Raw genomic sequence first — 5,202 nt, 5'->3', positions numbered from 1 at the left:
GCGCGCTACTGCAGGACGAGGACGCCTGAGCATGCCTCTGTCTCGCCCTGCATCGGCCTGCCGGGCACGGCGGCGGTGATCGGCGTGATGCGGCGGCCCGGATTGACGGCACGTTTTCGTTACATGTAAGACAACCGCAAACGTCGCAACTTGTGCAAGCGATTGATTCGATGGTAGTGAACCTTACCCAAAATGAAAACCGGCATCACAACCAGTGCGGGTTTGGGCGGGATCCATCGCGATTGCATGGCAATCCTGGCCTCTACGTCGGCATTTCACCAATGGGCAGGAAGTCGCCTTGATCATCGTCGCGCAGGCTCATGTACTCAAGGCGCCACTGATCCACGCGGCGCAGATCAGCCACCGTCATGCGCGTGTCGGCCACGGCTTCACAAGCGTCGAGCGCGATCTCCGTTGCAACGTCGGACTTGCCGTAGGCCCCTTCGTACAACTCGCGCAGCTGCAAGGCGACACGCTCGGCCGACGTCCGCGCTTGGCCACCTCCCTCGGTGGCGTCATATACAACGGACACTGACAGGGCGTAGGGCATCCCTTCGGCCGCTTCTGCGCCTCGCTGCTCACCCAGATCGAAGAACAGCCCGACCAGGTGCTTCGCGTCGGGCTCCAGAATCTTGGCGATCAGCTGCTCGACGGTGCGCTTGCAAGAGAGCTTGCGCAGCCGCTCCTCGAAAGCATTAGGGAAGGCTGGTCGGCCGTATCGCGCGGCAAGCCATTGCTTCAGGGCACGTTTCGCGTCAACCGGTAGCGCGAGGCTGTCGTCTTTGACTGCGCGCTCGGCGAAGTCAGCTTTCGGTACGCTGCGGCGATCACCATGCCGGAGCTCAAGAATCAACGGCGCGGCGTCGGTGCCCTCGTAGGCGAGGTGGAGTCGTCGCGGGTTCTTGGCGTAGGAGAGCTGCGGGTCAGGCTTGGGGTCCTTGACAACCAACTCGGCGACGATGACCTCGACGCAGTGCTCGCTTTCATGCGGCAAGTCGCAGTCATGGGTGATGACGATTGCGCGATGTCCTTGGTCGGTCGTGCCGACCAAACTCAATCCAGCAGCGGCCTCGCAAGTTAGAAGATCACCCTGTCGCCAGTCCGTATCGCGCGCCAGCATCCATCGCCCCCCGACCTATCGCTCGGGGGACCCGGGAATGGACACCTCGGTACGCCAATCTTCCGAGGGCTTCGCTTTCGACTTCGCCAAGCCTGATCTGTCGTATGCCGCGTCCATCGCCTGGGCTTCGGCGATCAGCGTTTGGGTGTGTTCCGGCACAAGCTGCCCGGCGGCAACCATGTCCAGCAGGGAACGACCTTCAAATGCCTTCATCTTCAGCAGGGATGATGCGCGAGTCACTCCGGTCTTCTGGAAGGCATCGGCGGCAAGGCTGAGGGAGCGGATGCGCGCCAGCTTGTCATCTTCAGGCATGGATTCGCCGCCGATCCACTTGTAAATGGCCTGTCGCGAGACACCGAACGCCGTCGCCAAGTCCGCGATGGCGGGGTCCAACACTTGCCGGATATTTGCAAGATGCTCGGCAGCGGAACGGATGTCCGGGCGTACGACATCCACGTCAGGCGTTCGGACGTCGAAATAAGGAACACGCGAATCCAGCATCTTGCCCCACTCATGGGCGTGGGAAAGTGAGAAAACGCTGCCGGTGCCGCCAAGTGCACAGGCAATCAAGACGACAGCAGCACCCACGGGCTGCGGGATCGGCATGGAACGACGAGCGGGTGAGATTGTGGGGTACATAAGCGCCTCGATCCTAGTTGCGTCACGCCCACGCGCTACGCGCGTGATCCGTTGTCGTCTCACCGAATACCGATTTGATCGTGTCGTGCAGCGAAAGCAGTTGCTCTTTCAATTTGTCCATATCCACCAACATCCGGCCTTGGACGTAATGATCTGTGTCGATGCTCGCGTGTTCGCGTGCTTCCTTGATATCGAAGCTCGGCGTTATCACCAATCCACTAGGAAGCATATCCGGCGGGAAGCCCAAGGGGGCGACCGCGCGGTACACCCTGACGACCAGCGTTCCCTTTGCTACGAGCGGATGGGTGTCGGTTGCGAATACGGATTCGGTCATGGCGTGCTGACGCATTGCATTGAACTCAATGCCATGCAGTCCATCGACGAGGTACTGCTCCACGCTCTCACCGGCGCGAGGCAGCACGGCATTCAGATAGCGGAGACCCAACCGACTGACGTGATCGAGGGTTGCCACCTCGTGCACGGCTGCCAAGCCGCGCAGCAGCTCCGAGATGAACTCGTTGTGCGTGTCGTAGTGGGTCGTGTGGTAGGTGATCGACGACGGCCCAAGGATGAAGCCCGCCGTCCGGTCACCACGTGTCATCAGCCACGACATCGCCTGCTGAATTTGCGGTTCCTGCGGTTGCCCTTGCCCTAGTCCCGGCACGACCAGTTGCATGAACTGCTGCGGCTCGAACAACGGGTATCCCTCGCGCCGCAGACGATCCTGGATCTGATCCACGTACTTGGACATCGCGGCGACAGGATTGAAGTGCGCCTGCGCGAGCGCGTAGTACACCGGCGCATTCGACAGCCTTTCACTCACTGGTAGGCTCCGATCTCATCTTGGTTGACAGCTTGGTTGTCAGTTTACACTTTGGTTGACGCGGCGGCCAGAAGAAGGTTCGCGCGTAGCACCCCCCGAACTTAAGCTGCGCCACAGTTGTTCCAATGTTGTTCCAATTTGCTTGACCGCCGACGGCGGCCCACTTATGATTTATTATTGGAACAACTACTGAACAACGATGCGTGGTATGGAAAAGCGTTTTGTGGCGACCCTGAGCCGGTCGCAGGGTCGCAGTGCATGGGCGGTGATCTTCCGCCATCCGGTTCGGGTCGACCCGAACACTGGGAAGCCGGGCTTGCGAGTCCGCCAAGGGCTGGGAACGTCCGAGGAGGCCGAGGCCAACGATCTGAAGGGTCAACTCAACCAGCTACTGGCGGAGGAGAGCTTCTGGAGCTTGCCGGCTAGGGCGGAAGCTGAAAAGCGATTCCATCGCCGGATCGTGGAGATCTTCTATCACGGCATGGAACCTGAGCAGAGCGACTTCGGCGCGATCCGCGAATCGATCATTCCCCTGCCGACATCGAAGGATTCCGACTACCGGCGTGCGCTGCTCCTCGGGACGACCGGGGCTGGCAAGACGACGCTGCTTCGGCAGTTGATTGGCACGAACCCGGAGATCGAGCGCTTTCCGTCGACATCGACGGCGAAGACCACGGTGCATGAGACCGAGGTCGTGCTTGCGCCAGGCCCGTACAAGGCGGTGGTCACCTTCTTCCCAATCGACGAGGTTCGCGAGCACCTGAACGAGTGCATCTCGGAGGCCGTGCTGTCCGCCTACCGGGGCGGCGGCGACGGTGAAGTGCTGCGCAAGCTGCTGATGCATGTGAACCAACGGTTCCGCTTCAACTACGTACTTGGCAACGGGCCTCAGGCGGCCGGCACCGACGACGATGAGGAGGACGAGGACGCCGCCGCGGAGCCGACCGAGGAGATGGCTGCTGACGGTGTGATCAATCTCGACGCCACCAATGCGCTGCTGACGAAGATGCTGACGGCGTTGCGCGCCATCGCCTCCCGCCACGGCGACCAACTTAAGACCGAACTGGGCGCCACCGACGAAAAGGATCAGCGGGTCGTCGACGAGTTGTTCGAGGAGGAGCTTGATCGCCGGCTGCGTGAAGACGACGAATTCCACCGCATCAGCGACGAGCTCATGGACGAGATCGAGCTTCGTTTCTCGTTGCTCACCGATGGCACGGTGCGTCGCAACAAGCAAGGCTGGCCGCAATCGTGGTCGCGGGAGACCGACGACCGTCCGACCTTCATCAAGACGGTCACGCGCTTCTCCAGTAACCACTCCCCACGCTTCGGATACCTGTTGACGCCGCTGGTGAACGGAGTCCGCGTGTCCGGTGCGTTCCTGCCGGCGTGGAACGGCGGCCAGCAGCCCAAGCTCGTGCTTCTCGACGGTGAAGGCCTGGGCCACATGCCCAAGTCGGTGGCAGCCATCTCGACCTCACTGACGCGGCGCATCGAGTCAACGGATGCCATCGTGCTCGTCGACAACGCCATTCAACCGATGCAGGCTGCGCCGGTTGCGGCCATGAAGGAGATGATCACGTCGGGCAGCGCCAGCAAGCTGCTGCTGGTGTTCACGCACTTCGACGAGGTCAAGGGTGACAACCTACCCAACGCGGCAGCCAAGGAGCAACACGTCCTGGCTTCCGCCGAAAACGTCCTCGCCTCCATTGGCGAGGAACTGGGTCCGTTCGCGGAGCGAGCGCTTCGCGGTCGCTTGAAGGATGCTTGCTTCTTCGTCGGCGGGATCGACGAAGACCTGGACACCACGAAGAAGACCCACAAGCGGACCATCGGACAACTGCAGGCGCTGCTCGCGTCAATCGATGCGATCGTCGAGAAGCCCGAGCTCGTGCGCGCGCGGCCGGTGTACGACCGCATGAATCTCGTCCTGGCCGTGAAGAGCGCTGCCGAGAGCTTTCACGATGCGTGGTGGCCTCGCTTGGGCCTCGACTACAAGCCCGGGGTCAGCAAGGAGCACTGGAAGCGTATCTGGGCGCTGAGCCGACGACTCAGCACGCCGGGCTTTGGCGACGAGTACGACAACCTCAAACCGGTCGCGGATCTACGCAAGCAGCTTCAGGATCGGCTGTATGTGCTGCTGCAGAATCCGCTCCGGTGGGACCCCGCCGAGCCGACCGACGACGCGCACAAGCAGCAGGTTTTTGACGGCCTAGCCAACGCGTTGTCCGCCAAGACGCTGGACCTCGCCACCCGCCGCGTTCGTGCCGAGCGGATGCCGGAATGGCAGTCGGCGTTCAACAAGTCGGGGCGTGGTTCCAGCTATGAACGCGCCTCGATCATCGGCAAACACATCTACGAACGCGCGGCGCCAATTCCTGACGTCACCCCCTCGCCGGATCGCAATACCTTCCTGCACGAAGTGGCGGCTGTGGTCGAGAGCGTCTGCGAAGAGGTCGGCGCCAAGCTCGCGTAGTGGATGGTCACAGACATTCGAGGAGGGGCTCGCCCCAAGTGGGTCAATTTTCGATCGGCAACAACAACATGGTGTGCTGCGTTGACTGCCGATTGAGTACGGCACATGCGCTGCTTTTTGGCGTCGCGCTGGCATCCTTGCGCG

4 protein-coding genes are annotated in these 5,202 nt (G+C 61.7%); 1 reads left to right on the top strand and 3 read right to left on the bottom strand.

Annotated elements, in window-relative coordinates; all coding sequences use genetic code 11:
• Window positions 1–262 precede the first annotated feature (262 nt).
• Genes AC2VLV_RS07440 through AC2VLV_RS07430 form a run of 3 tightly spaced genes read right to left on the bottom strand, consistent with a single transcriptional unit; the run spans window position 263 to window position 2,582 of the window.
• Window positions 263–1,120, bottom strand: a complete 858-nt coding sequence (locus tag AC2VLV_RS07440; RefSeq protein WP_486989375.1) for a hypothetical protein — start codon at window positions 1,118–1,120, stop codon at window positions 263–265.
• A gap of 15 nt (window positions 1,121–1,135) precedes the next feature.
• Window positions 1,136–1,726 carry a helix-turn-helix domain-containing protein gene (locus tag AC2VLV_RS07435; protein WP_486989374.1) on the bottom strand — a complete coding sequence of 197 codons (591 nt, stop codon included), beginning with the start codon at window positions 1,724–1,726 and terminating at the stop codon, window positions 1,136–1,138.
• A gap of 55 nt (window positions 1,727–1,781) precedes the next feature.
• Complete coding sequence (locus tag AC2VLV_RS07430) at window positions 1,782–2,582, bottom strand: TIGR04255 family protein (RefSeq protein WP_486989373.1); 801 nt, start codon at window positions 2,580–2,582, stop codon at window positions 1,782–1,784.
• A gap of 199 nt (window positions 2,583–2,781) precedes the next feature.
• Between AC2VLV_RS07430 and AC2VLV_RS07425 the strand changes: the two genes are divergently transcribed.
• On the top strand, window positions 2,782–5,058 hold the full coding sequence (locus tag AC2VLV_RS07425) for a hypothetical protein (protein WP_486989372.1): 2,277 nt from the start codon (window positions 2,782–2,784) through the stop codon (window positions 5,056–5,058).
• Window positions 5,059–5,202: the final 144 nt, after the last annotated feature.

It is taken from the genome of Thiomonas sp. TH-17 (genome assembly GCF_057473305.1).
This window is presented reverse-complemented; position numbering and strand designations above follow the sequence as displayed.

What these genes read in the sequence shown, in the direction of transcription:
- AC2VLV_RS07440 (WP_486989375.1), bottom strand. Translation starts at nt 1,120, where the DNA reads ATGCTGGCGCGCGATACGGACTGGCGACAGGGTGATCTTCTAACTTGC.
- AC2VLV_RS07435 (WP_486989374.1), bottom strand. Translation starts at nt 1,726, where the DNA reads ATGCCGATCCCGCAGCCCGTGGGTGCTGCTGTCGTCTTGATTGCCTGT.
- AC2VLV_RS07425 (WP_486989372.1), top strand. Translation starts at nt 2,782, where the DNA reads ATGCGTGGTATGGAAAAGCGTTTTGTGGCGACCCTGAGCCGGTCGCAG.